The 26,617-nt window shown below is 56.2% G+C and carries 27 protein-coding genes; 13 read left to right on the plus strand and 14 right to left on the minus strand.

What is annotated here, in order from left to right; all coding sequences use genetic code 11:
* Positions 1-15: 15 nt before the first annotated feature.
* The 5 genes from ACR0LL_RS03325 to guaA all read right to left on the minus strand — a co-directional run bounded on the left by ACR0LL_RS03325 (position 16) and on the right by guaA (position 5,893).
* Positions 16-888 carry an ATPase gene (locus ACR0LL_RS03325; protein WP_480583960.1) on the minus strand — a complete coding sequence of 291 codons (873 nt, stop codon included), beginning with the start codon at positions 886-888 and terminating at the stop codon, positions 16-18.
* A 46-nt stretch (positions 889-934) separates the two neighbouring features.
* A complete protein-coding gene (locus tag ACR0LL_RS03330) occupies positions 935-1,831 on the minus strand; it encodes a DMT family transporter (RefSeq protein WP_480583963.1) in 897 nt (298 codons plus the stop codon).
* Positions 1,832-1,930: 99 nt separating this feature from the next.
* On the minus strand, positions 1,931-3,094 hold the full coding sequence (locus tag ACR0LL_RS03335) for an OmpP1/FadL family transporter (protein ID WP_480583966.1): 1,164 nt from the start codon (positions 3,092-3,094) through the stop codon (positions 1,931-1,933).
* Between the two features lie 123 nt (positions 3,095-3,217).
* The gene (locus ACR0LL_RS03340; protein ID WP_480558544.1) at positions 3,218-4,123 is read right to left on the minus strand and encodes a DMT family transporter; all 906 of its coding nucleotides are present in this window, start codon (positions 4,121-4,123) and stop codon (positions 3,218-3,220) included.
* Between the two features lie 210 nt (positions 4,124-4,333).
* Positions 4,334-5,893 (minus strand): glutamine-hydrolyzing GMP synthase, encoded by a 1,560-nt coding sequence (gene guaA, locus ACR0LL_RS03345; RefSeq protein ID WP_480481185.1) that lies wholly within the window; start codon positions 5,891-5,893, stop codon positions 4,334-4,336.
* 306 nt (positions 5,894-6,199) lie between these two features.
* Here guaA and ACR0LL_RS03350 point away from each other — a divergent pair, with 306 nt between their 5' ends.
* A complete protein-coding gene (locus tag ACR0LL_RS03350) occupies positions 6,200-7,744 on the plus strand; it encodes a trimethylamine methyltransferase family protein (protein WP_267366259.1) in 1,545 nt (514 codons plus the stop codon).
* On the opposite strand, the gene ACR0LL_RS03355 is transcribed toward ACR0LL_RS03350, so the two are convergent.
* A complete protein-coding gene (locus tag ACR0LL_RS03355; RefSeq protein WP_480583969.1) occupies positions 7,745-8,044 on the minus strand; it encodes a DUF6477 family protein in 300 nt (99 codons plus the stop codon).
* Between the two features lie 241 nt (positions 8,045-8,285).
* On the opposite strand from ACR0LL_RS03355, the gene ACR0LL_RS03360 reads away from it, so the two are divergent.
* Entirely contained in the window at positions 8,286-9,368 is a 1,083-nt protein-coding gene (locus tag ACR0LL_RS03360; protein WP_480583972.1) for a DUF6456 domain-containing protein, read from the plus strand.
* A gap of 50 nt (positions 9,369-9,418) precedes the next feature.
* Here ACR0LL_RS03360 and ACR0LL_RS03365 read toward each other — a convergent pair whose 3' ends face one another.
* Positions 9,419-9,967: a redoxin family protein gene (locus ACR0LL_RS03365; RefSeq protein WP_480583975.1), complete on the minus strand. Its 549-nt coding sequence runs from the start codon at positions 9,965-9,967 to the stop codon at positions 9,419-9,421.
* Between the two features lie 261 nt (positions 9,968-10,228).
* Between ACR0LL_RS03365 and lipA the strand changes: the two genes are divergently transcribed.
* Together lipA and ACR0LL_RS03375 are read left to right on the plus strand one after the other, a co-directional pair.
* Positions 10,229-11,179, plus strand: coding sequence for a lipoyl synthase (gene lipA, locus ACR0LL_RS03370; protein WP_480481175.1), 951 nt, complete (start codon positions 10,229-10,231; stop codon positions 11,177-11,179).
* On the plus strand, positions 11,176-12,327 hold the full coding sequence (locus ACR0LL_RS03375; RefSeq protein ID WP_480583978.1) for an amidohydrolase: 1,152 nt from the start codon (positions 11,176-11,178) through the stop codon (positions 12,325-12,327). The genes lipA and ACR0LL_RS03375 overlap by 4 nt, the downstream gene beginning before the upstream one ends.
* Before the next feature lie 11 nt (positions 12,328-12,338).
* Here the strand turns inward: ACR0LL_RS03375 and ACR0LL_RS03380 are convergent, their stop codons facing one another.
* A complete protein-coding gene (locus ACR0LL_RS03380; RefSeq protein ID WP_480583981.1) occupies positions 12,339-12,695 on the minus strand; it encodes a hypothetical protein in 357 nt (118 codons plus the stop codon).
* 120 nt (positions 12,696-12,815) lie between these two features.
* Positions 12,816-13,358, minus strand: a complete 543-nt coding sequence (gene hpt / locus ACR0LL_RS03385) for a hypoxanthine phosphoribosyltransferase (RefSeq protein ID WP_267365856.1) — start codon at positions 13,356-13,358, stop codon at positions 12,816-12,818.
* 72 nt (positions 13,359-13,430) lie between these two features.
* Here hpt and ACR0LL_RS03390 point away from each other — a divergent pair, with 72 nt between their 5' ends.
* Positions 13,431-13,877: a type II toxin-antitoxin system RatA family toxin gene (locus ACR0LL_RS03390; RefSeq protein WP_480583984.1), complete on the plus strand. Its 447-nt coding sequence runs from the start codon at positions 13,431-13,433 to the stop codon at positions 13,875-13,877.
* 37 nt (positions 13,878-13,914) lie between these two features.
* Positions 13,915-15,207 carry an MmgE/PrpD family protein gene (locus tag ACR0LL_RS03395; protein WP_480583987.1) on the plus strand — a complete coding sequence of 431 codons (1,293 nt, stop codon included), beginning with the start codon at positions 13,915-13,917 and terminating at the stop codon, positions 15,205-15,207.
* On the opposite strand, the gene pyrC is transcribed toward ACR0LL_RS03395, so the two are convergent.
* Positions 15,204-16,241 carry a dihydroorotase gene (gene pyrC, locus ACR0LL_RS03400; protein WP_480583990.1) on the minus strand — a complete coding sequence of 346 codons (1,038 nt, stop codon included), beginning with the start codon at positions 16,239-16,241 and terminating at the stop codon, positions 15,204-15,206. The genes ACR0LL_RS03395 and pyrC overlap by 4 nt on opposite strands.
* A gap of 163 nt (positions 16,242-16,404) precedes the next feature.
* On the opposite strand from pyrC, the gene ACR0LL_RS03405 reads away from it, so the two are divergent.
* Positions 16,405-17,313 carry an AAA family ATPase gene (locus ACR0LL_RS03405; RefSeq protein ID WP_480583993.1) on the plus strand — a complete coding sequence of 303 codons (909 nt, stop codon included), beginning with the start codon at positions 16,405-16,407 and terminating at the stop codon, positions 17,311-17,313.
* A 58-nt stretch (positions 17,314-17,371) separates the two neighbouring features.
* Positions 17,372-18,631: a vWA domain-containing protein gene (locus tag ACR0LL_RS03410; protein WP_480583996.1), complete on the plus strand. Its 1,260-nt coding sequence runs from the start codon at positions 17,372-17,374 to the stop codon at positions 18,629-18,631.
* 4 nt (positions 18,632-18,635) lie between these two features.
* On the opposite strand, the gene ACR0LL_RS03415 is transcribed toward ACR0LL_RS03410, so the two are convergent.
* Entirely contained in the window at positions 18,636-19,142 is a 507-nt protein-coding gene (locus tag ACR0LL_RS03415) for a hypothetical protein (RefSeq protein WP_480481159.1), read from the minus strand.
* 224 nt (positions 19,143-19,366) lie between these two features.
* On the opposite strand from ACR0LL_RS03415, the gene ACR0LL_RS03420 reads away from it, so the two are divergent.
* Positions 19,367-20,335 carry an XdhC family protein gene (locus tag ACR0LL_RS03420; protein WP_480583999.1) on the plus strand — a complete coding sequence of 323 codons (969 nt, stop codon included), beginning with the start codon at positions 19,367-19,369 and terminating at the stop codon, positions 20,333-20,335.
* Positions 20,332-21,333 carry a molybdopterin-binding protein gene (locus ACR0LL_RS03425; protein ID WP_480584002.1) on the plus strand — a complete coding sequence of 334 codons (1,002 nt, stop codon included), beginning with the start codon at positions 20,332-20,334 and terminating at the stop codon, positions 21,331-21,333. Before ACR0LL_RS03420 ends, ACR0LL_RS03425 begins: the two co-directional genes overlap by 4 nt.
* 43 nt (positions 21,334-21,376) lie before the next feature.
* Here ACR0LL_RS03425 and ACR0LL_RS03430 read toward each other — a convergent pair whose 3' ends face one another.
* Positions 21,377-22,255: a MurR/RpiR family transcriptional regulator gene (locus ACR0LL_RS03430; RefSeq protein WP_480584005.1), complete on the minus strand. Its 879-nt coding sequence runs from the start codon at positions 22,253-22,255 to the stop codon at positions 21,377-21,379.
* 107 nt (positions 22,256-22,362) lie between these two features.
* Between ACR0LL_RS03430 and ACR0LL_RS03435 the strand changes: the two genes are divergently transcribed.
* The 3 genes from ACR0LL_RS03435 (at position 22,363) to ACR0LL_RS03445 (ending at position 24,915) form a co-directional block, all read left to right on the plus strand.
* Complete coding sequence (locus tag ACR0LL_RS03435; protein ID WP_480584009.1) at positions 22,363-23,136, plus strand: beta-keto acid cleavage family enzyme; 774 nt, start codon at positions 22,363-22,365, stop codon at positions 23,134-23,136.
* On the plus strand, positions 23,133-24,449 hold the full coding sequence (locus ACR0LL_RS03440; protein ID WP_480584013.1) for an aspartate aminotransferase family protein: 1,317 nt from the start codon (positions 23,133-23,135) through the stop codon (positions 24,447-24,449). The genes ACR0LL_RS03435 and ACR0LL_RS03440 overlap by 4 nt, the downstream gene beginning before the upstream one ends.
* A gap of 76 nt (positions 24,450-24,525) precedes the next feature.
* Complete coding sequence (locus ACR0LL_RS03445) at positions 24,526-24,915, plus strand: hypothetical protein (RefSeq protein ID WP_480584016.1); 390 nt, start codon at positions 24,526-24,528, stop codon at positions 24,913-24,915.
* 57 nt (positions 24,916-24,972) lie between these two features.
* Here the strand turns inward: ACR0LL_RS03445 and infC are convergent, their stop codons facing one another.
* Positions 24,973-25,563: a translation initiation factor IF-3 gene (gene infC, locus ACR0LL_RS03450; protein WP_480492811.1), complete on the minus strand. Its 591-nt coding sequence runs from the start codon at positions 25,561-25,563 to the stop codon at positions 24,973-24,975.
* Between the two features lie 116 nt (positions 25,564-25,679).
* A complete protein-coding gene (locus ACR0LL_RS03455; protein WP_480537754.1) occupies positions 25,680-26,513 on the minus strand; it encodes a ferredoxin--NADP reductase in 834 nt (277 codons plus the stop codon).
* Between the last annotated feature and the right edge of the window lie 104 nt (positions 26,514-26,617).

The raw sequence follows: 26,617 nt of genomic DNA on the forward strand, positions 1-26,617 counted from the left end.
AGGGAAAACTGGTAGTTAGGCGTTATTGCGACTGGCCTCAAGGGTGCGTTCGATCAACTCGTCGAAATCAGCCGCATCGCGGATCTTGCCGATGTCGTTGGCATCAATCGTCACGCCCCAGTTCTTTGCCATCGCCTCGTACCGGGGCTGACGATGGGCCAGGGCTTGCGCATAGGTCCAGCGGACAAAATCATCGGGGTTGACCTCGGTCTCGGCACAGCCGTGTTGATCCAGATACTCTGTCCAGGAACGGGTCAGGAAATCGGCCTGATAGGACATGGGTTTCGGGGATTTGTCGAAACGGCGCACAAGATCGACCGTGTGACCCTCGTCACCCTTTAGCCAGATCATGAGGGTATGCCGTGCGAGTTCGGACAAAACCTGATCTCTTGGGTCTTCGGGGTCTACCCATTCGCAGATCGACCCACCCGTATCACAGATAAAATGGGGATATTTATATAAACGCTCGGCGCGGTCGATGAAGTATTCGGTGTCCAGCAGCGCATGAATTTCGGCCAAGCGAAACTGTTCCTGCCTGCGGCGGTATTCCGGCATGTCCAAGCCGCCCAGATCGGGGTTTCCCGGCTTGCCCAGATAAGCAGCAACAGGTGTCAGATTGGCGAATGAAATATTCGAACCGATATAGATCGAATCCGACAACAGCAGTTCACGCAAGAACGGAACTTTCATGGCCTCGGCCTTGGCATTGTCGGTGATGTACTCGCCCATATAGCGCGTTCCGATCCGGTAATCGATCGAGTAGTGGAACCAGTTCCCGGAATCTCTGAGGATGTTGGATACGTAGGTCTTGCCTAATCCTGACATGCCAAAGAACAGCACTTTCTTGCGGCTTGCGGTGCGCCAGTCATTGGCTGAGGTGTAGATCATTTTGCGCTGTCCTTTTTGCCTTAGCTAAATCGGGCAGCGCACGGCGTCAATTGGGCCGGGACGAACGATTCAGAACCAAAAGGCCAATCGCCAGAACGGCAAAGCCCAGAAAGGCGTTTGGGGACAGGGACTCTTCGCGCAGCAATGCGCCCAGAACAATAGCGACCGGGGGTATGACAAGCGTCACCAGCATAAGATTACCACTGCCGGCCATTGCCAAAACCCGATAGTAAAGCAGATATGCGCCGGCCGTTGCGACGATCGCATAGTACCCGATGGCCGCCCAGGTTATTGCGGGTAGCGCCAAGCTGGGTACTCCATCAACTGCAAGTGTTATTGGCAATACCAGCACTGTCGAAGCCGTCAGCATACCGGCGGCGGCAATCACCGGGGAAAGGTGCGATAACGTTTGCCTCGCCCAAGCCGCGGCACATGCGTAGGAAATTGTTCCGGTCAACACTGCAAGCTGAGCGGTGCTTTGCAGGCTGAAACTCAAGAAATTCTGCACTCCGATCGCGATTGAGACACCAAGAAAGCCCAAGCAGACACCCAGTAGCCGGGTTTTTGTCAATCGTTCGTCGCGAAAAAACAGTGCTGCTATCAGAACGCCGAAGACCGCAGTCGCCGCGTTCAGGATCGCCGTCAGACCCGTGTCAATGTGAAGCTGCCCCCAAGCCATCAGGCTGAAGGGGATGAGGTTGTTCAACAGCCCCATGGCCAGAAAAGCGCCCCAGATACGGGGCGAGTGCGGCACCTTGATCCCCTTGATCCAAGTCACCAGCCACAAGACCAGCATGGCCCAGAATGTGCGGTGCAAAACCGACGTCATCACGGGAAGTGTGTCTAGAGCGACCCGGATGGAAACAAAGGAGGCGCCCCAGATCAGTCCAAGCAACAAAAGCTCGGTCCACCCGCGGAGAGAGAGTTGTTTTTGTTCGTTCATGCGGGCACTGTTTCATTGAAGTTAACCAACGGCGACCCGGTTCATGCGAAAAAGCCCCGCAGAAACTGCGGGGCTTTGTGGGAACATATGATACTCAGATCAGTTCAGAGCGTATGTGATCTGGAAACCAACGCTCCAGGCGCTGTTGCCTGTGAACGTGCCACGTGCCGCTGGACCAGCGCCATTCGCGGTGGCATCTCCGATATCCGTGTAACGCACACCACCGGAAATTTTGGCATTCTCAAGAGAATAGGTGCCACCCAGACCGATGCTCCAGAACCCATCTGTCGGGCCGAGGTTCGACACCGGCGTACCTTGGGAAGATTCGTAGCCAAGTGTCACAGCACCAGAAAACTCTTCCGAGAACTGATAGCCCAAACCCAGCGAGTAGGTGAACGTGGCTTCGTCATAGTCAACCAGGTTGCTGGTCGGCGGATAGTTTGGCGGGTTATACACAAGCTGTGGCCAGTCGACCCAACGGATCGAGCCGAACAACAATGTCTTGGGCGCCACACCAGTCTGGAAATCCAAGTTGATTGACTGGGGTGTTTCGATCTCACTTGTGGTGTTGAACGTTGCCACAGTCCCCGGTGGAATTGGTGGGAAAGGAGGCGGATTGAGCGATTCTGTCTGCGAAAGGTCGTGGCTGATTTTGGAGTTGTAAGTCAGCGAAACGCGCGCGGCGATTTCGGGTTTTTCCCACGCGACACCAACGACATACCCGAATGCGGTATCAGCGCTGGTATCCACCTGATAGCCTGCGGTAATAGGAACAGTTATCGAAGCCTCGACGCGTTGCGCGCGAATACCGCCGATGGCACTGAATCCGCCATCGAATTTGTAGCGCAGCAGCGCAGTGATGGCATCTGTATCCGCTGTCGCCCTCAGGCTGTCGGTCCGACCGCCGGGAATTGGGTTGATAGACAGGGGATACGTGCTCGCGTACTGAATATCGGCGCCATAGGGTTGATCGTAGATCAGCGCGAAATCAAGTTTTTCCGTAAGCGCCGTTTTGTACCCCAAGTGTGGCGTAAAAAAATCGTTTGCAACTTCGCCGGAAGCAACGGGTTGGCCGCCGTTTGTACCAAAAATGTCTGGCATCGTGCCGGTCACGCTTGGGTCGGTGTACCCCAACCGAAACTGAACTGCAGAGCCTTCTTCAAAGATCAGGTTGATACCCTGACCGCTGCGGTCCAGGCCGCCTGCAAAACCAGCCGTTGCTCCAACGCACAAAGCGCACGTTGCGAGTAGTGTTGTTCTCATTCTGTCCTCCCGAACTTTTTCGAGTATTTGCCTGGCGAAGAATTGAGTGAGTCCAGCGCCTACTCGTGTGTAATGCGCGATACTTTCTTTTCAGTTAGTTTAAGGTCAACTGGTGACGGTGCGTTACTTGTTGCCACTACAGTTCTGAACTGTTGCTAAACTGTTACGATTTTCGGACCAGATGTTCAGGAAAATGCCTGCAAAGATGATAGCGGCGCCGATCAGCACCCAATGGTCGATGGGCTCGTGATAGAGGATCATTCCGATCACCGCGATTGTCGGAAGGCGTGCAAAATCAAAGGGAATGACGACGGTTGCCGGGGCGATAGACAGGGCATTGGTAATGCAAAAATGCGCTAGCAAACCCGCCAACCCAACCAGAATCAAGTAGGGCGCGGTTTGCATTGTCGGAAGCACAATCTGACCGTCGATGCCAGCGGCTGTGGCCCCAAGGACCGCTTGCATTGCAGTCAGCCAGAAAACGATACACCCAATACTGGCAAATCGCGTGAGCTTCTTGGTGGTAATCGTTGTAAACGCAAAGAAAACCGCTGATGCTGCTGCTGTTATTAAGCCGGGGCTCAGGGGGGCAGCGCCTGGGCGTGTGACGATCAGAACCCCTGAAAACCCAATTAGCGCCGCAATCAACTTGAGCGGGGTCAACCGTTCGTTCAGAAACAGGGGCGAAAGCAGGATCACCCAAAGCGGTTGAGTGAACTCCAGCGCGAAAACCTGTGCCAAAGGAGCCACTGCCACGGCGTAGAACCAGAGATTTTGCCCTGTAAAGTGTAAGGTGTTTCGTAGGGCGTGCAATCCCAGCCGTTCGGCTGAAACTTGCTGCCAGTTGCGCGTTAAAGTCAGGACTGTCGCAACAACGACGAACCCCACGATGCTGCGATACATCATGATTTCAAAGGTATCATGCGCAGAACTCAGCTCACGCCCTGCAACCGCCATGGAAGAGAATGAGGCGATCGCACCTGTCATCCATAGACCGGCCTTCAACACGTCTTTCTGCGCATGGCTCATTTCGGGCGCCCTCAGGTTCGTCGCGTAGCCGCGCGGCCAAAAGACCGCAAGGCCAAGAGCTTATGATAAGCAGGCTAGGTTTGCCCGGCTATTCAAACGTCGAAGGTGCACCAGATTCAAGGTCGTATAGATGACTGCCCTGAACAATAGCTTGAACGAGAAGGACGTTTTGCAGCTCAATCAGTTAAGTTTTACGCAGACACCCACCGGTTATTCCCACTCGATGGTGCCGGGTGGTTTCGATGTGATGTCATAGGTGCACCGGTTGATGCCCTTAACCTCATTGATGATCCGCGTTGCCGTTTCGCCCAAGAAATCATGGCTGAACGGGTAGTAGTCTGCGGTCATGCCATCGACAGATGTGACGGCCCGCAGCGCACAGGCGTAGTCATAGGTGCGTCCATCACCCATGACGCCTACCGTGCGCACTGGCAAGATGGCGACAAAAGCCTGCCAGATGTCGTCATAGAGGCCGTGTTTACGGATCTGGTCGATATAGATCGCATCGGCTTCCCGCAAGATACCCAGTTTTTCACGTGTGATTTCACCGGGGCAGCGGATTGCCAGACCGGGTCCGGGGAAGGGGTGACGCCCGATGAAGCTCTGCGGAAGACCAAGTTCGCGGCCAAGTGCGCGCACCTCATCCTTGAACAGCTCTCGCAGGGGTTCGACCAGTTTCAGGCCCATCTTTTCCGGCAAGCCACCGACATTGTGGTGCGATTTGATGGTTACAGAAGGCCCGCCCGAGAATGACACCGATTCGATTACGTCCGGATAAAGCGTGCCCTGGGCCAGGAACTCGGCCCCTTCAATGGTATCGGCGTGTTTCTGGAACACGTCGATGAACAGTTTGCCGATGATCTTGCGTTTGGTCTCCGGGTCGCTTTGCCCTTCAAGCTCGCCAAGGAACAGTTCGGATTCGTCCGCGTGGATCAGTTGGATATTGTAGTTGTCGCGGAACATGCCGACGACTTCTGTCGCCTCGTTCTTGCGCAACAGCCCGTGGTCAACGAAGACGCAGGTCAACTGGTCTCCAATCGCCTCGTGGATCAGGATCGCCGCGACCGAGCTGTCAACGCCGCCCGACAAACCGCAGATGACCTTCTTGTCACCAACCTGCTCGCGGATCTTGCGGATCATCTCTTCGCGATAGGCCCCCATGGTCCAGTCGCCCTTGAAACCGGCCAGCTTGACGAAGTTCTCGTACAGCTTCGCGCCCTTGGGCGTGTGGTGCACCTCGGGGTGGAACTGCACGGCATAGAAATGGCGCGCTGGATCGGCTGTGATCGCAAAGGGCGCGTTGGGCGATGTGCCAAAGACCTGAAATCCCGGCGCGATTTCACTGACGTGGTCACCGTGGCTCATCCAGACCTGTTCATCCCCGTCGTCAAACCAGCCCTTCAGAATTTCCAGTTCGTCTTTTGGCGTGACAAAAGCCCGACCGAACTCGGCGGTGCCATGGCCACTTTCGACCTTGCCGCCAAGCTGGTGCATCATCACTTGCTGGCCATAACAGATGCCCAGAATCGGCACGCCGTAGTCAAAAATCTCTTGCGGAGCACGGGGCGACCCTTCGCGCGTCACACTGTCCGGCCCGCCCGAGAAGATCACGGCGCGCGGGGCCATTTCCCGCACGAAATCCATCGTGACATTCTGGTAAGGGTGAATTTCGCAATAGACATTCAGTTCGCGCAGGCGGCGGGCAATAAGCTGCGTAACCTGGCTGCCGAAGTCGATGATCAGAAGGCGGTCGTGGGATGTCTGGGTCATGTCAGCGCCTTAGGGCAAGCCTGCACATTTCGCAAGAGCGAGGTCCGATTCCGGCGCGGGATTCGATGAAGATCGCCACACAGGCCTTCGGCACTCGTGTTTCCTGCCGTTCGTGATCCGAAGTAGGCAGGCGCGGTAACAATTGGGCCGCACTTTCCAAAATCCGATTATCCCCAATTGCAGCCCGTTGGCGGGATTGCAGAACGGCAATGTCGCTTTTTCCCCCAACGTGCCGCAATCCCTATGCTTGCGTTCCGGCAAACCTGTATCAAACGCTCAATCTAACCAACAACACGGGATCTTCTCATGACCGAGGCAAACACCCGGCGCAGGGCGAGAGGTGGCGGTGGCGCTGCCCGCCGTGCCGAGCGGACTGCAGTTCGTATCGAGACCGCGAAATACATCGAACGCAACATTCCGAACTTCGAAATCCTCAATGAAGAGGCACTGGAGATCATCGAAAACAATGCGGAAACCGTGTTGGAAGAGATCGGTGTTAACTTTGTTGATAACCCTGCCGCTCTGGAACGCTGGCGCGACGCTGGCGCGGATATCGACGGTGAACGCGTGCGCATTCCGCGTGGCCTGGCTCGTGAGCTGATCAAAACTGCGCCCAGCGAGTTTACCCAACATGCCCGCAACCCTGAGAAATCGGTCGTAATCGGTGGCCGAAACATGGTCCTGGCCCCGGTTTACGGCCCTCCTTTCGTGCGCGATGCACAGGGCGGTCGTCGTTACGCGACGATGGACGACTTCAACAAGTTCGTGAAACTCGCCTATATGTCCAAGTGGTTGCACCATTCGGGCGGTACTGTGTGTGAGCCGACCGACATTCCGGTGAACAAGCGCCATCTGGACATGTTGAAGGCGCACATGACCCTGTCGGACAAGCCTTTCATGGGTTCTGTGACCGATCCCAGCCGGGCGCAGGATTCGGTCGAAATGTGCGAAATCCTGTTCGGCAAGGAGTTCGTTCAGCAAAACACGGTGATGACGTCGCTGACCAACATCAACTCGCCGATGACATTCGACGATGTGATGATGGGCTCGCTGGAAGTCTATGCACGTAACAATCAGGCCTGCATCATCTCGCCCTTTATTGTGGGCGGCGCGATGGCGCCGGTCTCGGTGGCCGGTACTTTGACACAGGTTCTGGCCGAGGTTCTTGCCGGTGTGGCGTACAGCCAGATCGTCCGTCCCGGTGCACCCGCGATCTTTGGTGCATTCGTGACTTCGATCGACATGAATTCAGGTGCGCCGACCTTCGGAACACCAGAAGCTGCGCATATCACCTATGGCGCGGGTCAACTGGCGCGGCGTCTGAACTTGCCCTATCGGTCCGCAGGATCGTTCTGTGGCTCGAAACTTCCGGATGCGCAGGCGGCTTATGAAACAGCGAACTCGCTGAATATGGGACTGTTGGCTGGCGTGAACTTCATGTTGCATGCCTGCGGCTGGCTGGAAGGTGGTCTAGTGGCCGACTTCGAGAAATTCGTTATGGATGCCGACCAATTGGGTGTTTTGCATTCGCTGGCCAAGGGCGTGGCCTATGATGAAAACGCGCAGGCCATGGATGCGATCCGGGAAGTTGGCCCGGGCGGGCATTACCTAGGATGTGCCCACACACAGGCGAACTTCAAGGAATCGTTCTGGAAGTCCGATCTGCTGGACTACAAGCCATATGAAACCTGGCAGGAAGAAGGCGCACGTGATACGCGGGCTCTGGCCTCTGCGCGGGTTGAACACCTGCTGGCTAATTACCAGCAACCGCATATGGAACCGGATACAGCCGCAGCGCTGGAAGCCTATATCGCCGAGAAAAAGGCCTCCATGCCGGATGCGTTCTCCTGATTAATGAAGGACCGAGGCGCGGCTGGCCTGATACAGCCGCGCCTCACCCAACAGCGCGATAAGAATGTCGAGATGCCGGACCAGAGAGTATGCGGCATCATCTTCTTTGCGCAGTTCATTTACCTCTTTTTCCATCTCCATCAGTCGCAGCAGGGCCTGACCTGAACCCGGCAATGACCCGTATCCCAGAATACGTTGCAGATGCCTGTCCCGGTTGTACTCTCTCGCTCCGAAATTGGCGGCTCTTGCCAACGTGCGTGGGCGATGAAGCGTTGAGATCATTGTCATCAGGTCCTGCATCTTATGTGTCCTGTGTCTGAGGGTTTACGGGACCACTTAATGCACAACCTAAGCGGGTGTTGCCTGCGTGACAGCCTCTCCGAACGATGGTTTCACGACTGTTTATCTTTTTGAATCAAATCTGGTTCGTGCCTTGTGAGGTTAACGAACGAGTAACGAATGGACTTCTAGTTAGATTTGGTTAACCCGCAATCCGAGGGCGAAAAGTGACATCTTGTTTTGTCGACGAGGGCAAATAATCATGGAAAACAACATGGCTTTCACCATTCCGGCATGGGTTCCAGAGGGGGCGCAAAGATACCTTGCTCATACCGAAACCGGACGCTCGATCCGCGATATTGCGAGATCGGCAGGCTGCCATGCGTCAACCATCCTCCGGCAAATCCGGCGTATCGAGATGCGCCGGGACGACCCATTGGTGGATGCTGCTTTGCAATCGCTGGCAGAAACACATTTTTCCATGTCCGACGACGCAGGCGACGCGGTCGTGGTCGCGGATGAAGCTGCCCAGGAAGAAGCGTTCGAAAGAGAAGCATTGCGCATTTTGCGCCGCCTGAGTGAAACCGGTTCGGTTCTTGCCGTGGCTGAAGAAATGGACAAAGCGGTAGTCGTTCGCGACACCGGCAACGCCGGAGCGACCAGAACTGCGGTCGTCGATTGCGAGATCGCTCAGGCTCTGGCCTTAAAGGACTGGATTTCCTGCGATAACCCAGGTCGTATTTCACGGTATCGGATTTCTGCAGCTGGCCGAACGGCCCTGAGCCACCTGATTGCGAAAGCGGAAAACAAGGCGCGGGTGGGGACCGAATTTGGATTTGCCGAAGCCCAGTCGTTGTTTCAGTCTAAGACGTCGGCCGGGGCGGGTGACCGGATCAAGCGCATTCGCTATAGCGCCGCGGAAAGCCCCTTGGTTGCCCTTGCACGCAGGCGTGACCGCGACGGCAAGCCTTTTCTGGATGAAACGCTTGTCAGCGCCGGAGAGCGTTTGCGTGAAGATTTCGAATTGGCGCAGATTGGCCCACAGGTTTCACAGAACTGGGACCGGTTTCTAACGGCTGGTGGCCGTGGCTGTTATGACAGTGAAAGCCACGGAGGAAAGGGGTCATCCGATGCGCGGGACCGCGTGGCGCGGGCCTTGTCTGATCTTGGCCCCGGGTTAAGTGACGTTGCCCTGCGGTGTTGTTGCTATCTCGAAGGGTTGGAACTGGCGGAAAAGCGTATGGGCTGGTCCGCACGATCAGGCAAGATTGTTCTGCGGATCGCGTTACAGCGTCTGAAACGCCACTATCAGGATCAGGCTGAACGCGACCGCATGATTGGCTGAAGGCACAAAAAAGGCCCGTCAAAACGGGCCTTTATTCGTCTTGTTAATACTCAGGCCAGTTCGGGCTCTGCCGTTGCCTGAAGATGTTTCATCAGGTTTTCAGGCGAAGACACGCCATAGGGATCTTCTGGGCAGTTATCCATCAGGCCAGGTTCTTCGAACCAGGCTTCGACAACGCCGTCGTTTACGATGGCCGCATAGCGCCATGACCGCATGCCAAAGCCCAGATTATCCTTGTCAACCAGCATACCCATTTTGCGGGTGAACTCGCCCGATCCATCCGGAATGACCTTGACGTTGGTCAGGCCCTGATCTTGCGCCCATTTGTTCATCACAAAGCTGTCGTTGACAGACATGCAGTAGATTTCATCGACACCCCGGGCAATGAAATCGCTATACCCGTTTTCAAAGCCGGGCAGTTGATATGTCGAGCAGGTGGGCGTGAACGCGCCGGGCAACGAGAACAGGATCACACGTTTTCCGGCAAAATAGTCAGCGGTGGTCTTGTCTTCCCAACGGAATGGGTTTGCTCCTTCGATTGAGTCATCACGGACACGGGTGTGAAAGGTCACGTTGGGCAGATTTGCGCCGGATTTCATGGTCAAGCTCCTGTGATTCACTGGTGATTTTGTTGTGACTTAAAACAGTTCTAAACTACCTTCAATCGACGAAACGCCGCATTTTGAACTAATAATCTCTTCTCATTAGGCATTGAAAACATGTGGTAAAACGGGAATTTTCAATCGCGCTCCTGCTTATGCACGACGGTGTTGCATAGCGGCTATGCGCCGCTGGTGTAACACTGCGCATCTGTCTATGTTATGAGCGACAGGATTGACCCAAAGTCAGGAAAATTGCCCGTGCGAGATCTGAAGATCCCCGAACAGCGCCACCCGGAAAAAGCGCACCGCCCGGATAATGCGCAGCCCAAGAAACCGAACTGGATCAGGGTCAAGGCACCCGGCGGCAAAGGTTATGCAGATACGCGCCGGATCATGCGCGACAACAATCTGGTCACCGTCTGCGAAGAGGCAGGATGCCCCAATGTCGGCGAATGCTGGAGCCAGGGTCACGCCACCATGATGATCATGGGCGAGATTTGTACCCGTGGCTGCACATTCTGCAATATCGCTACCGGTCGCCCAGACGACCTTGACGCCTTTGAACCCGGCCGGGTGGCACATGCAGTCGAAAAACTTGGCCTGAACCATGTGGTTATCACCTCTGTCGACCGGGATGATCTGAGCGATGGAGGAGCCGAGCATTTTGCGCAGACCATCCGCGCGGTGCGGCACCGCTCTCCCAAAACCACGATCGAGATTCTGACACCCGATTTTCTGAAATGCGATGCGGATGTTCTGGAAATTGTGGTTCAGGCGAAGCCGGATGTCTTCAATCACAATCTGGAAACCGTACCGGGTTTGTACCCCGAGGTTCGCCCCGGTGCGCGGTACTTCCATTCCCTGCGTCTTTTGCAGCGGGTGAAAGAACTTGATCCGTCGATCTTTACCAAGTCCGGTATCATGGTTGGACTTGGCGAAAACGAACAGCAGGTGCGCCAGGTCATGGATGATATGCGCGCGGCGGATATCGATTTTCTGACGATTGGCCAGTATCTGCAACCAACGCCGAAACACCATGGCGTTGATCGTTTCGTTACACCCGACGAGTTCGCGTCATACGAAAAGGCGGCATACGGCAAAGGCTTTCTGATGGTATCTGCGACACCTTTGACCCGGTCTTCTTATCACGCTGGTGACGATTTCACCCGACTGCGCGCGGCGCGCCTAGAAAAGCTACAAAAAGCGTGACACCGGATCAGATCGCGCGACTGACTCGTCTGCGCCACGAGCTGCATCAACACCCCGAACTTTCGGGACAAGAAAAGAAAACCGCGGCGCGGGTGGCTGAATTTCTGCGCGACGCTGGTGCTGACCATGTCATGACCGGATTAGGTGGGCACGGGATCGCTGCTGTTTTCGAAAGTGGCCAACCCGGTCCCACGCTGGGCATTCGCTGCGAACTGGATGGGCTGCCGATCCAGGAGTTGGCGAACCATTCCCATGTATCACAGGTCGCGGGCAAAGGGCATTTGTGCGGCCACGACGGGCATATGACAATGGTTCTGGGCGTGGCAGACGTGTTGAATCATCAACGCCCCAAGAAGGGCCGCGTCGTATTAATCTTCCAGCCAGCCGAAGAGACCGGCCATGGTGCAATCGCTTTCCGAGCTGATCCCAAATACGCCGAGGTTGCGCCCGACCTGGTGTTGTCTTTGCACAACTTACCGGGATTGGAGTTGGGGGCGGTCGAAATTTGCAGCGGTTCTGCCAATTGCGCCTCACGCGGGATGCAGATCGTTCTGACCGGAAAGACGTCACATGCATCCGCTCCGCAAGATGGGGTGTCACCTGCCGGTGCGCTGGCAAACCTGATACCTGCTTTGACCGTGTTAGGGGACGGCGGGGATCTGAATGACGACTACGCGTTGACGACCGTCACACATGCCGCGTTGGGTGAGCGCACGGTCGGAGTAGCACCGGGGCGGGCCGAGCTGTGGGTGACGCTTCGCACCGTCACGGACACGAGAATGGCGCAACTGATCAGCGATGCTGAGTCGCTGGTCCGCGAAACGGCCAAAGCCGAAGGGCTGGCGGTCGAAATCAGTTATGACGAAGTGTTTGAGGCTTGTGCCAATCACCCGGAAGCAGTTTCGATCCTGTCCAAGGCCTGCACGGAGCAGGGCGTTTCTTGCAGGTTGACCGATCAGCCACAGCGTTTTTCAGAAGATTTCGGCGAGTTTGGAAAAAGCGCGAAAACCGCCATGTTCTGGTTGGGGTCGGGGCGCGACCATCCCCAGTTGCACAACCCGGACTACGACTTCCCGGATGCGCTTATTCCGATTGGTACCGGGATATTTTTGAAGGCCATCGACGCTGTGTTAGGCCGCGACTGCTAGGACCAAGGCTTTCAGTTCATCAAATCGCCAACGATTCCAACAGCTTCTATTACAGTCTTCGTATCATCCGATATCGAGATTATTTCGTCGTCGACCCGAATATACCGTTGCCCTGGCTTCAGCGGTTTGAGCTTCCAGTTGTCGAGGTCGTCAATATAATCAAAACGCAGGTCGTTCGGCAATTTCTGACCTCGGGTGTATCGTTTGATTTGACCGGGCGGAACAGCTTTGCCGTTTGACTTAATGGATTTCTCTACTTTGGTTTTGTTGGCACCTTGCCCTTTGCCCTTGTTGTCTTTTGCATAAGACGCACCTGCAAGGGACACGATCACTAAAAAGACGCCCGCTATCGCGAAAAACCGCTTCATCATCAATACTCCTGCTATTTCCTGAAAGGTAAAGCGACGAGGCGATGATTGTCCAATGATATTCTAAAAATAGAATTTTTAAACGGGTCTGAGCACGAGATCTGTAAATTGCCCGCTCAGCTATTCGTCTGTAAAGCGGACTTTGCCAATATAGGGCAGGTTGCGATTGCGTTGGGCGTAGTCAATTCCATATCCCACGACAAATTCGTCTGGAATCTCAAACCCGATCCAGTCTGATCGGAAATCCACTTCGCGGCGGCTCGGCTTGTCCAGCAGGGCAATGGATTTCAGGCGCGCGGGGTTACGGCTTTGCAGCAACTTGGTGACATGGTTCAACGTATGGCCAGTGTCAACGATATCCTCGACAACCAGCACGTCGCGCCCTTCAATTGCGCCGCGCAAGTCTTTAAGAATACGAACTTCCCGGCTGCTCTCCATCGCGTCTCCGTAAGAAGAAGCTTCAAGGAAATCCACTTCGATCGGAAGGTCAAGTTCGCGCACAAGGTCGGCGATGAATACAAAGCTGCCGCGCAGCAGACCCACGACCACCAGCTTGTCGGTGTCTTTGAACTCTGCCGAAATGTCGCGACACAGCTCCTCGATTCGAGCAGCGATGGCCTTTGCCGAGATCATCTCATCTATCACATATGCGCGGTCAGTCATCGCAGCCCCCTTGATCTTTGGCGCGCAACATACGACATGACGCGCCATTGTCACCTGCAAATACCGGACGTCATGCCTATCCATTCGGAAACCCGCCACCTGCCTTATACTGCCCAGCAGATGTACGACCTGGTTGCCGACGTGGCCAAGTACCCGCAATTTCTGCCGTGGTGCGCTGCTGCCCGCATTCGCAAGACCTATGCGCTGGAAGAGGCTGAGGTGATGGAGGCGGATCTGGTCATCTCGTTCAAGGTTTTCCGGGAACGTTTTGGCAGCAAAGTAACCCTGTTTGCGGATCAAAAGAAAATCGACACCGAGTACCTGGACGGCCCCTTCAAATACATGAAATCCGACTGGCAGTTCGAGGACGCGCCTGATGGGGGTTGCAACGTCTCGTTCCATGTGGACTTCGAATTCAAGAATGCCATCCTGCAAGGGATTATCGGCGTGGTATTCAACGAAGCCATGCATCGGATCGTGCGCGCGTTCGAGGCGCGCGCGCAAGAACTCTACAGCTAGGTCTTTACCCTTGTCAGGCGCACGCTAGACTACGCGCATGACGGAAATTACAGCATCATTGGCCGCATTTGCGGCAGGCCCGGTTTCGACGTCGTCTCAGGCAAGAATCGTCACGTCGCTATCTGTTCTTGACTGGGTCGCTGTGGGCCGGACAGGCGCGCGCGAACCCGTCTCAGCCACGGTTCGCGACATGATACTGTCCGAGGGCGGGAATCCTCAGGCACATCTCTTTGGCGGCGACTCGGCACCGCTGCGCGGTGCGGCTTTGGTCAACGGCACGGTGTCCCACGCGCTGGATTACGATGACACGCATTTCGCCCATATCGGGCATCCTTCCGTCGCCATTTTGCCCGCAGCCCTTGCTGTGGCCGAATGGGATGACCGTATTCTAGTCGACATGCTCGAAGCCGCTTTGGTGGGTATGGAAACCTCAATCCGAATTGGCTTGTGGCTTGGACGCGGCCACTATCAGGCAGGGTTTCATCAGACGGCAACATCCGGTGCCTTCGGGGCGGCAGTTGCTGTTGGCCGTTTGTTGGGGTTTAACGCAAACCAGATGCGAATGGTTCTGGGTCTGACGGCAACGCGTGCGGCGGGGCTGAAGGCGCAGTTCGGAACCATGGGCAAGCCGTATAACGCCGGACTTGCCGCCTCGGCAGGGGTCGAGACCGCCTTGCTGGTGCAGCGCGGTTTTCAGGCCAACGCCGACGCGCTGGAAGGTCCTTTTGGGTTTGGCGCAACGCATCAAGGCGCGGCAGACCAAACTGCTCTGGATGGGTTGGGCGATGAATGGCTGTTTGAAACGGTCAGCCACAAGTTTCACGCCTGTTGCCACGGTCTTCACGCCGCGCTGGAAGCCGCGCGGGAGTTGGACATAGCGGAACCGGAGGTCGCCGAGATCCAGATAAAAACGCATCCGCGCTGGATGAGTGTGTGCAATCAGCTGTCACCGACAACCGGACTGGGAGCCAAGTTTTCCTATCGGACAGTGATCGCGATGCAGGCGCTGGGATATGATACGGCTTTGCCAGGCAGTTTCACTGACAAGGTCTGCCTTGACCCGCGTATTACGTCTTTGCGCGCCCGCATCACGGTCGAGGCAGATGACAGCCTGTCAGAAACGCAGGCGCATCTGTCCCTGTTGCGTCGCGATGGCATTCGCCGCGAAGCAACGCATGATCTGCTGAACCCAATGTCGCTGTCTGACCGCGAGGATCGCGTGCGCGACAAAGCGACCAAGCTGATCGGCGCGGATGAGGCGGACACGATCTGGTCGATGCTGCGCACCGGGGGGCGTGCCCGCGATCTGGCCGAACGAATGGCGGGTTAAGCCACGCGCCAGTGCAACGGAAAGCCCGGGTCAAACACAGTGACCGGTCCATCGCCTGTGTCAATCTTTGAGGGATACGAAACGGGCTCACCCTTGGTCAGGGTGATCATATCCTGGTTCACCGGCAAGCGATAGAAACCTGGCCCGTTGAGCGACACAAAGCCTTCCAGCTTGTCCAAAGCATCTTCCCGGTCAAACATTTCGGCGACCAAAGACATGGTGTTGGTCGCTGTGAAACAACCGGCACAGCCGCAAGCCATTTCCTTGTTGGCATCCGTGTGCGGGGCGCTGTCTGTGCCCAGAAAAAACCGCGCATCGCCCGATGTTGCGGCGGATAGCAGGGCCAGACGGTGTTCCTCTCGCTTGGCAACAGGAAGGCAATAGTAATGCGGTTTGATGCCACCAACCAGGATATGGTTGCGGTTGATAATCAGGTGATGCGCCGTGATCGTTGCACCCAGATCAACCGCGTTGGCTTTGACATAATCCACACCATTGGACGTGGTGATATGTTCCATCACCACACGCAGGCCAGGTGTCGATCTGCGGATCGGATCCAGAACACGGTCGATGAACACGGCTTCGCGGTCAAATATGTCGATCTCGGGATCCGTCACCTCGCCATGTACGCACATGGGCAAGCCGATTTCGGCCATCTTCTCAAGCACCGGGCGCACTTTGTCGAAATCGCGCACACCCGAGGCAGAGTTGGTCGTAGCCCCGGCAGGGTACAGTTTGACGGCCTTGATCAGACCGCTGGCACGGGCTGCGGCGACATCTTCGGCATCTGTATCCTCGGTCAGATACAGGGTCATCAGAGGCTCGAACGTCATACCGTCGGGCAGGGCCGCCAGAATGCGGTCGCGATAAGCGGCGGCCTGGTCGCCGCGCACAACCGGCGGCACCAGGTTCGGCATAATGATCGCACGGGCGAAATGGCGCGCGGTTTCGGGCAGGACGGCCTGTAGCATCGCGCCATCGCGCAGATGTAGGTGCCAGTCGTCGGGGCGGCGGAGCGTAAGGGTGTCGGTCATGGCCTTCCGCTAGCATAGCTGTTGCGAAAGACCAACTGCGTCCGCGCAAGCCACAAAGAAAATCTTGTCAACCGACCTGAACGTCGTAGCTCTGACCAAGGTTGAGGCCTTGACGGCCAGACGGTTGCATGACCTGTTTATCCCTAAAGCAGAGAGGGGTTCCATGACACAGCCAGTTTCCATCGATGCCGTGCAGCAGATGCTGGGTCGTCAGGGCTATGTCTGCGGTCGCGCCCTTGCGACGGTTGTGTTCCTGTCGCTGAAACTTGGACGCCCGTTGTTTCTGGAAGGCGAGGCAGGGGTTGGAAAGACCGAGATCGCCAAGGCTCTGGCATCCGGGTTGAACCGGCGCCTGATCCGTCTGCAATGCTATGAAGGTCTGGATGCGTCTTCTGCCGTTTACGAATGGAACTTTCCGGCGCAGATGGTCGCGATCCGAACGGCCGAGGCCGCAGGTGGGGCCGACCGGGGCGCGTTGCAGACTGAACTGTTCTCGGACGAATACTTGATCGAACGCCCCTTGCTGCAGGCAATGCGCCCGGACGAAAACGGAGCGCCAGTTCTGCTGATCGACGAACTGGATCGGACCGATGAGCCGTTTGAAGCGTTTCTGCTTGAAGCGCTTAGTGACTTTCAAGTCACCATCCCCGAACTTGGCACGATAAAAGCCCCCGAACCGCCCATCGTGATCGTCACCTCGAACCGGACGCGGGAAGTGCACGATGCGCTCAAGCGCCGTTGCCTCTATCACTGGGTCGATTACCCCAACTTCGAGCGGGAGATCGAAATCCTGCACGCCCGTGCGCCTGAAGCCGCGGAAGCACTCAGTCGCGAGGTTGTAGCCTTCGTTCAACGTTTGCGCACCGAGGATCTGTTCAAGAAACCCGGCGTGGCCGAGACCATTGACTGGGCGAAATGTTTGTTGGCGCTGGATGTGATGAACCTGAGCCCCGAGGTAATCGGGGATACGCTGGGTGCGATCCTGAAATATCAGGACGACATTCAAAAACTTCAGGGGTCCGAGGCAAAACGCATCCTCGACGAGGCCAAGGCCACGCTCGAACCGGTTTGATGTTTCACCTTTTTTCAAATACTCCGGGGGTATGGGGGCAGAGCCCCCATAACGTCTGATGGCCGAACAACTTCCGCTGGATATCCCAGACAACCCAAAGCTGGCGCACAACATCACCCATTTTGCCCGCGCACTCAGAAAGGCTGGGCTGCCAATCGGACCCGGTCGTGTGATCGACGCAATTCGTGCCGTGCAGGCGGCAGGTTTTTCCGAGAAACAGGATTTCTATTGGACCTTACACGCCTGTTTCGTGAACCGCCCGGAACACCGCGTGGTTTTCGCGCAAGTCTTCCGAATGTACTGGCGAGATCCGCGTTACATGGAACACATGATGGCGATGATGCTTCCTGCAATTCGCGGCGTTCAGGAAGAACGCAATGCCGATGCCGGTGAAAAGCGCGCAGCTGAGGCGCTGCTGGACGGGGTTGAGCGTGATTTGCCGGACGCTGCAGGACAAGAGGAAGACGAAACCGAGATCGAAATCGACGCAACCCAGACCGCATCGTCCGAGGAGCGGCTGCGCAATCTGGACTTCGAGCAGATGAGCACGGTCGAAATCGCGCAGGCCAAGCGCGTTTTGGCGCGGATGACACTGCCAGTAAAGCCAATTGAATCACGCCGCGGGCAGACCAGTCATCTGGGGCACCGCATCGACCGTGCCCGCACCTTGCGCGCGGCCATGCGGCAAGGGGGTGAGTTGCGCGATATTGCCAGGCTACAACCCAAACCGCGCTGGCCAAATCTTGTCGCACTTTGCGATATTTCCGGCTCGATGAGCCAGTACAGTCGGATCATCCTGCATTTCCTGCACACGGTATCGAACACCAAGGGAGCGGGTTGGGCCAAGGTCCATGCCTTCACATTCGGCACACGCCTGACCAACATAACGCGCCACCTGCGCCAACGGGATGTAGACGCGGCACTTGCCGCCGCAGGGGCTGAGGCGCAGGATTGGGAGGGCGGCACTCGTATCGGCGAGTGCCTGCATCAATTCAATCGGGACTGGTCACGCCGGGTGATGGGGCAAGGGGCGGTTGTTCTGCTGATCACCGACGGGCTCGAGCGAGGTGATCCCGAGCTCCTCAGGAAAGAGATTGAGCGTCTGCACCTGTCCTCTAAACGCCTGATCTGGCTGAATCCTTTGTTGCGTTGGGACGGGTTCGCGCCCAGGGCGCAAGGGGTTTCCGCAATGCTGCCGCATGTTGACAGTTTTCGCGCAGGGCATTCGATTGCCTCACTCGAAGACTTGGCCACAGCGATTTCACAACCCGACGACCAGGGGCAGAAAGCGCGGCTGATGGCCGCGTTTTCCGACTAGCAGCTTACGACAGCTGTTCTTCATTGCATTTGCGGGCCATCTCCATGGCTTTGTAAGTGCCTGTCAGATCGACCGTGAAGGCATATGTTGTCTCAGGGAAAACGATCATGACCTTTTTCTTGGCCAGATCATCCGCGAACTGAGGGCTGTCCGACAGGACATATCCACCGGAATAGCCTTTGGTGATGTTACCTTTCATGCCGGTCGCTTCACCCAGATAGATGTTGTCGCCCAGCAGGATAGCAACTTCTTGCGTCTCGCCACGTTTGATATCGGTTTCAGCCTTGGTGAACACGCCGACATATCCGACACCGCGATCTTCTGTCAGGCCCATCTGAACGACGTTTTCCGCATCATCAACGGCCTCGATCAGGCAGGATTTCTTTTCATTGTCGATGAAGACTTTCCAGCCTTCAACCTCTCCATAGCGTTGGAATGTGTCAGCCCACGCTGCGGTTGAAGTCAAAAGACCAACTGCCGCGCCCAGTGCAAGAATTCGTTTCAACTGCATGTCTCCGATCTATGAATTGTTTGTTATGCAAGCCAGACCTGATGTCGGTTGCCCGCACAGGCTAGAACTCGGGTCACAAACAATCAATGCTATGATTTGTTGAATATCTTTCAGGCCGTGGCGTTGCCTTATGGGGTTCAATATAGACCTTTTGGTAAGCTTGGTGCGCTTTTCATCCCGCAAATCCCGCTTATGTTGGTGTCATAGGTCATCCGGAGGTTCCTATGGAGCGATTCGACAACAGTCCTGAAACGGCGCTTGACTGGCACCGCAGCGGGCGCGGCGCGGCGCTCGCTACGGTTGTCGAAACCTGGGGCAGTGCGCCGCGGCGGGTGGGATCCCAATTGGTGATTGGCGGCGATGGTCGGATAGAAGGCTCTGTTTCTGGTGGATGTGTCGAAGGTGCTGTTATCGTCGAGGCGCTTGAAGCCATTGATGAAGGCGAAGCGCGTTTGCTTGAATTCGGGGTCAGTGACGACGATGCCTTCGCGGTTGGTTTGGCCTGTGGGGGGACTATACGCATTCTTGTCGAACCCATAGGACAAGTCCTGCCCGAACCTATGTTGGCGGAACTGGTTGCTGCTCGGGCCGCTCGTGCACCCATTGCCTACGAAGTCAATGTCGAGACCGGGCGCAGGGCGTTGCGCCGCAATGCTTATGCCGACAGGCTGCGCATGGATCGGTCAGGGTTCGAAGAAGATGGCCAGACCTTTGTCGCAGTGCACAACCCGCCGCTGAGGTTGCTGGTCGTTGGTGCGGTTCACATTGCGCAGGCTCTGGTGCCGATGGCGCGGATTGCGGGCTACGATCCAACCATCATCGACCCACGTGACGCCTTCGCGTCCAGTGCGCGTTTTCCCGGCGAAACGATCCTGACGGATTGGCCGGATGAAGCCGTTGCGAAGCTGGGACTGGACGCGCGGACCGCGATTGTCTTGCTGACACATGACCCAAAACTTGATGATCCGGCGCTACAAGCCGCATTGGACGCCGATGTGTTCTATATCGGTGCATTGGGGTCAACACGCACCCATGCCAAGCGCATTGAGCGTATGAAAGCGGCCGGTTTCACCGATGCGCAAATCTCAGGCATTCATGGGCCCATTGGCCTGGATATCGGGGCCGCCGGTCCCTCGGAAATCGCGGTTGCGATACTGGCGCAGATCACTGCAGTTCTTCGAGGGAAAGCATGAAATTTGGGCCTGTACCGGTGTCCCGGGCAGAGGGGGCCATTCTGGCGCATTCGGTTACAGCGGATGGGCGAAAGCTTCGCAAAGGGCTTGAATTGCGCTCGGAACATTTGGCGCAACTGGAAAAGGCTGGTTTAAGCGAGGTCATTGTTGCCCGGCTGGATACCGGTGATTGCCATGAAGATCAGGCGGCACGCAAACTGGCGTCTGCGCTGGCACCTGATCCAGCTTCAGCCAACTTGCGGGTAACCGAGGCATTTACCGGGCGGGTAAATCTTTTGTCCGATGGGCCCGGGGTTGCCGTGCTTGATGTTCACGCACTTGAAATGTTCAATCAGGTCAATCCGATGATTACCGTTGCGACCGTTCCACAGTACCAGCAAATGGGGGCGAACGGCATGGTGGCGACCATTAAGGTCATCTCATATGCCGTGCCAGAGGCTGATGTTCAGCGCGCCACCGGGCTGGCACAAGGAGCTGTGCGTTTGGCGCGGCCAGTTCATCGGACAGCCGGTCTTGTTGTCTCAGAGATACCCGGTGGGCCACCGAACGAAAAGGGGATTGCCGCCATTCGGGGACGGGTCGAGGCATTGGGAATGGAGCTTTCGGAGGTGCAGATTGTTCCGCATCGAACAGATTCCTTGACCAGCGCGATTTCTAAGGGGAAGGGTGATCTGCTAATGATATTGACGGGTTCGGCCACCTCGGACCCGAACGATGTCGCACCGTCGGCCGTTCGGCAGGCCGGTGGGACGATTGATCGCTTTGGTATGCCGGTTGATCCGGGAAACCTGCTGTTTCTGGGGGACCTGCAAGGCCGACCTGTGATCGGTTTGCCGGGATGCGCCCGCTCTCCAGCGTTGAATGGGGCGGATTGGGTGCTGTCGCGTGTCGCATGCGGGATTGAAACAACAGGCGCAGATATTGCCGGAATGGGTGTTGGCGGATTGCTGAAGGAAATCCCAACCAGACCCCAGCCGCGGGCGAAACGAAACGACTGACCGCCGCCAAGGTCCGCGATATTGCGTATGTACTATTGATATTCTAGGGTTTTCTCATCCTTGGCAAAACGCCGGGCCGCCAATACGCGCCGGTGTCCTCCCGCGCTTTTTGAAACTGTTCGACCCTATCCCGTGCAGCTTCGCCCCCTGCATCAAAGAGATGACCGAGCAGGCATTCCAGAACCGCCATCGCGCCGGAAAAGCTTGAAAACGGATGTAATGTGCGGGTGCTGACGGGCAGAACCACATCCGGGTTGACGCCGGGGGCAATCACCTCGCTATCCGACAGCAGTACAATCTTTATGGCCCTGTCGCGGGCAAAGCGCATCGACTGGATCGTATCTGCGGAGTAGGGATGGACCGTGATGGCAAACAAACAATCCTCGGACGTGGCCTCGACCAGGTCATCGATGGCCGAGCCCATGTGCCGAGGTATCAGCTGTAATCCGGGATGGGCCATGCGCCCCGCGTAGTGAAAATAATAGGCCAGCGCATGACTGGACCTTGTGGCGGTCACATAACAACGACGTGCAGACACCATGTATTCAACGGCACGCTTGGCCAAATTCGGCTCCATCAGACGCAGTGAGCGGGACACAACATTCATCTCATTGCGCGCGAATCTGGCCTGTGCGCCGTGGAAAGGGTCTTGTCCGGGTGATGTGGTTAGCCACCCATGACCTATCCTGTCTTCGCTGTCTGTTGTGAGGGCAAGGCGAAATGGGTGGCGGAAGGCGTCAAAACTGTCGAAACCCATACGCTGCGCCAGTCGAACAAGAACACTGGTGCTGATGCCGATCCGGTTAGCGGTCACCCTGACTGGGTTCAGGCCGAAATCACCGGGATGGTCGATGATATATTTCGCCGCGACTTGCATCTGCGCAGGCATCTCGTCGATCTCGCGCCGAATTTGGCTGGTCAAGGCTGCAAGGGTGGGTGCCATACCAAAAAGAAACATATGTTTTCTTTAGTGTAAATTGAAAACGTCATCCAGCGAATCTAACTGAAGGCAAAGACTTGGGTGGTGCTATGACATCAAAAACAACTGACAGCTTGGACAGGCCCTACATTCTGGTTGCGCCAAACGGTGCCCGGCGGAACGCGTTGGATCATCCCGCCTTGCCGCTCAGGATTGACCAGATCGTCATATCTGCACGGGATTGCCATGCCGCAGGTGCGGACGGGTTGCATCTGCATATTCGGGATGCAGATGGACGGCATTCACTGGACGCCGGATTGTACCGGGAAACGCTTGCGGAATTGCAGTGCGAGGTTCCAGGAATGGAGCTACAGATCACGACCGAAGCCGTTGGGAGGTTTGACGTAGCATCGCAACTGGACTGTTTGCAAAAGGTGCGACCTGAATGGGCCTCAATCTCGGTGCGTGAAATCGCCCGCGACCTTAACCTTGCACCCAGGGTCTATGCACAATGCGCGGATCAGGGCACACGGGTTCAGCACATTTTGTATGATGCAGAGGACGCACGATTACTGGACCGTTGGCACGTTCAGGGCATCGTACAGGCGGATCAGACAGACCGTTTGCTTGTTCTGGGGCGATACAGGGATGGCCAGCAATCTATGCCATCCGATCTGGGTGCCTTCCCAGAAAGCCCGGCCCGTTGGATGGTGTGCGCCTTTGGTGCGCAAGAACATGCCTGTCTAGCCGAGGCTGCGCGACGCGGTGGTGACGTGCGGGTTGGGTTTGAAAACAGTCTGACCGGACCGGATGGCAGACCGTGGGCAGATAACGCGGCTTCGGTCGCAGCATTAGTTGAATTGCTTGGAAGGGCAAAGAAATGAGTCATGTTTTCCCACGTCACACGAAATCGGACCTCCCCGTCGCGGTTGGCGGCGATGGCTGTTATCTGATTGATACAGAGGGCAAGCGATACCTGGATTGCGGTGATGCCGCAGTATCATGTCTGGGTCATTCGAATCAGGCTGTGATCCAAGCGGTACAGCAGCAGGTGGAACAGATCGCCTTTGCACATACCGGGTTCATGACATCGGAACCGGCCGAGGCTTTGGCCGAATTGTTGATCCGGCATGCACCGGGGGATCTGGACCGTGTGTATTTTGTTTCGGGCGGGTCCGAAGCGACCGAAGCGGCAATCAAACTGGCGCGTCAATATTTCCTTGAAATCGGACAACCTGAACGCCGTCACGTTATCGCGCGAAAGCAAAGCTATCACGGCAACACTTTGGGGGCTTTGTCCGCAGGGGGTAACGCATGGAGACGAGCACAATTCGCCCCGATGCTGATCGAGATGACCCATATCTCTGCCTGCTACGAATATGCTGAAAAACCGGAAGACGAGAGCAGTTTTGACTACGGCCAGCGTGTGGCGAATGAACTGGAAACCGAAATTCTGCGGCTGGGTCCCGATACGGTCATGGCATTTATGGCCGAACCAGTGGTCGGGGCCACCCTTGGCGCAGTTCCTGCGGTTGAAGGATATTTCAAGCGTATTCGCGAGATTTGCGACCACTATGGTGTGTTGCTGATCTTGGATGAGGTGATGTGCGGTATGGGCCGAACCGGTCACATGTTTGCCTGCGATCATGACGGCATCGCGCCAGATATTTTGTGTATCGCCAAGGGGTTGGGGGCTGGATATCAACCAATCGGGGCCATGCTGTGCACCGGCAAGATCTATGACGCGATCAGCGACGGATCAGGGTTTTTCCAGCATGGGCACACCTATGTCGGTCATCCGGTCGCCACAGCCGCCGCATTGGCGGTGGTCCGTGAGTTGACCGAACGGGATTTACCTGCGCGTGCCGGGGTCATGGGTAACAAGCTGCAATCCGCCCTTGAGGCAGCATTCGGACAGCACCCGAACGTGGGAGATATCCGTGGTCGTGGGTTGTTCCGAGGTATTGAACTGGTCGTTGACCGTGACACCAAGGAACCTTTTGATCCATCACGTGGCATCGCAGGTAAGGTGAAAAAGGCAGCACTGGCTGAAGGGTTGATTTGCTATCCCATGGCAGGCACGCGGGATGGCCGGAACGGCGATCATGTCCTGCTGGCGCCGCCTTTTATCATCGAAGAGGAACAGATAGGCGAACTCGTCAGCAAACTGGAACGCGCCATTTCCGCCGTGCTTTGACATTACCGTGAGCGCACTGTTCGCCCGCAGCTTATTTGTTAGTGTCGCGGGAGAAGTATCTGAAAAAGCGAAATCAATGGTGCTGGATATTTGGCGCAGTTTCCGCGCGCTTCCCCTTTGGGTGCAGATCTGGGTGGCCGTAATATTGGTGCCGGTTAATTTGGTTCCGCTTGCTTTCCTGGATCAGCCGCAGGGGATGCTCATCGCTGTTCTGGCGATTACCGGTATGGCGCTGAACATACCCATCATGGCGGTTGCGCGCGGGATGAGCGGCGCGATGGCTTTGCCGCACATTCTGTGCTGGGTTCCACTGGTTGTTATCGTAACGCTTTTGTTGTTTTCCGATGCGACCCTGAGCATTGCCTTTATCAAGTTTCTTTGGGTGCTTCTGATCGTTGACATAATTTCCTTGCTTTTCGACTTCAGAGATGCGGTCAAATGGTTACGAAGCAGACGCGCAACCTGAACAAAAAAGCCCCTTCGGCAGCGAAGGGGCTTTGATCGTTTCTGTCTTTTAAGCGGATTACTTATGCGGAAGCGGGCCGATCATCATGACCATCTGACGGCCTTCCATCTTCGGCATGTTTTCGATCTTGCCGACCTCTTTGATGTCTTCGGCCACACGTTCCAGCAATTCGCGACCCAGGTTCTGGTGCGCCATTTCGCGGCCGCGAAAGCGCAGGGTGACTTTGACCTTGTCGCCCTTTTCCAGAAACTTAAAGACGTTCTTCATTTTGACGTCATAGTCATGCGTATCGGTGTTCGGTCGGAACTTGACCTCTTTCACTTCGATGACTTTTTGTTTTTTGCGCGCTTCGTTTTCGCGTTTTTGCGTTTCGTACTTGTACTTGCCGAAATCCATGATCTTGCAGACCGGTGGGTTCGCATTGGGCGAGATTTCGACCAGATCAAGACCTGCATCTGCGGCCATCTGCATGGCTTTGGCGGGATGAACCACCCCGACGTTTTCACCTTCGGCGCCAATCAGGCGAATTTCGGGGGCACGGATCTTATCATTGACGCGCGGGCCGGTGTCTCTCTGTGGCGGCGCGTTGTGAGGTCTGCGAGCTATGGGTTCATTCCTTTGATGATTGCAGAATTTCGAGCCCGGAATTTAAACCGGGCAGAGCCGCACTTCAAGCGGCATAAATACAGGGTAATGCGAAAAAACTTGTTTTCTGCCGGTGTTTTTCGCGTTCAGGGTGGCAAAGCCCTGAACGCAGGGTTGCTTTAGCCGACAAAGGCTTTTTCGATCACGAACTCCTTGGGTTCCGAGTTGGCACCTTCACGCAATCCAAACCCTTCGAGGATTTCCTTGATATCCAGGTTGAAAGCCAACGAACCGCAAACCATTGCACGGTCGGTTTCGGGCTTGATGCCACCGTCAATACCCAAGTCGGAAAACACGGTGCCGTCCTGAAGCAAAGTGGTGATGCGACCCATCTTTGGGCTCTCTTCCCGTGTGGTGGTCGGGTAATAGCGGATCTTGTCGGCAAATCCTTCACCGATCAGTTCGGCCAACAGTTCGTCCTGACGGATGCTGTCGATCAGCTGACGGCCATATTCCAGCTCTGCCACTTCGCGGCAGGTGTGGGTGATGATGACCTCGTCATAGTCCTCATAGGTCTGCGGTTCACGCAGCAGCGAGGCAAAAGGCGCAAAGCCGGTGCCGGTCGCAAAAAACCACAGGCGCTTGCCGGGCAGCAGGGCGTCATGCACCAATGTGCCAACCGGTTTGGGACGCAGGATGATCTGGTCACCCGGTTTGATATGTTGCAATTTCGAGGTCAGCGGGCCGTTCTGAACCTTGATCGAATAAAACTCCAGCTCTTCATCCCACGAGGGCGAGGCGATGGAATAGGCGCGCAGCAACGGCTTGCCGTTGTCACCCAGCAGACCAATCATCACAAACTCGCCCGAGCGGAAACGCAGCGAGGCCGGGCGCGACACCTTGAATGAAAACAGGCTGTCGGTCCAGTGTTTGACTTCGGTTACAGTTTGCGCATCCGGAAGGACGGGGACTTTTACGGCGGTTGCTTCGCTCACGGGCTTCATCTCTGTCATCGTTTACCTGCCGGTCTGCTAAACCGACATCTCCGTTTAATCTTTGATCCAAGTCAGGAAAAGGGGACAGATTGCCCCCTTTGCGTCACAAGCTGGCGAGTGCG

The organism is Ruegeria sp. AI2, assembly GCF_056541275.1.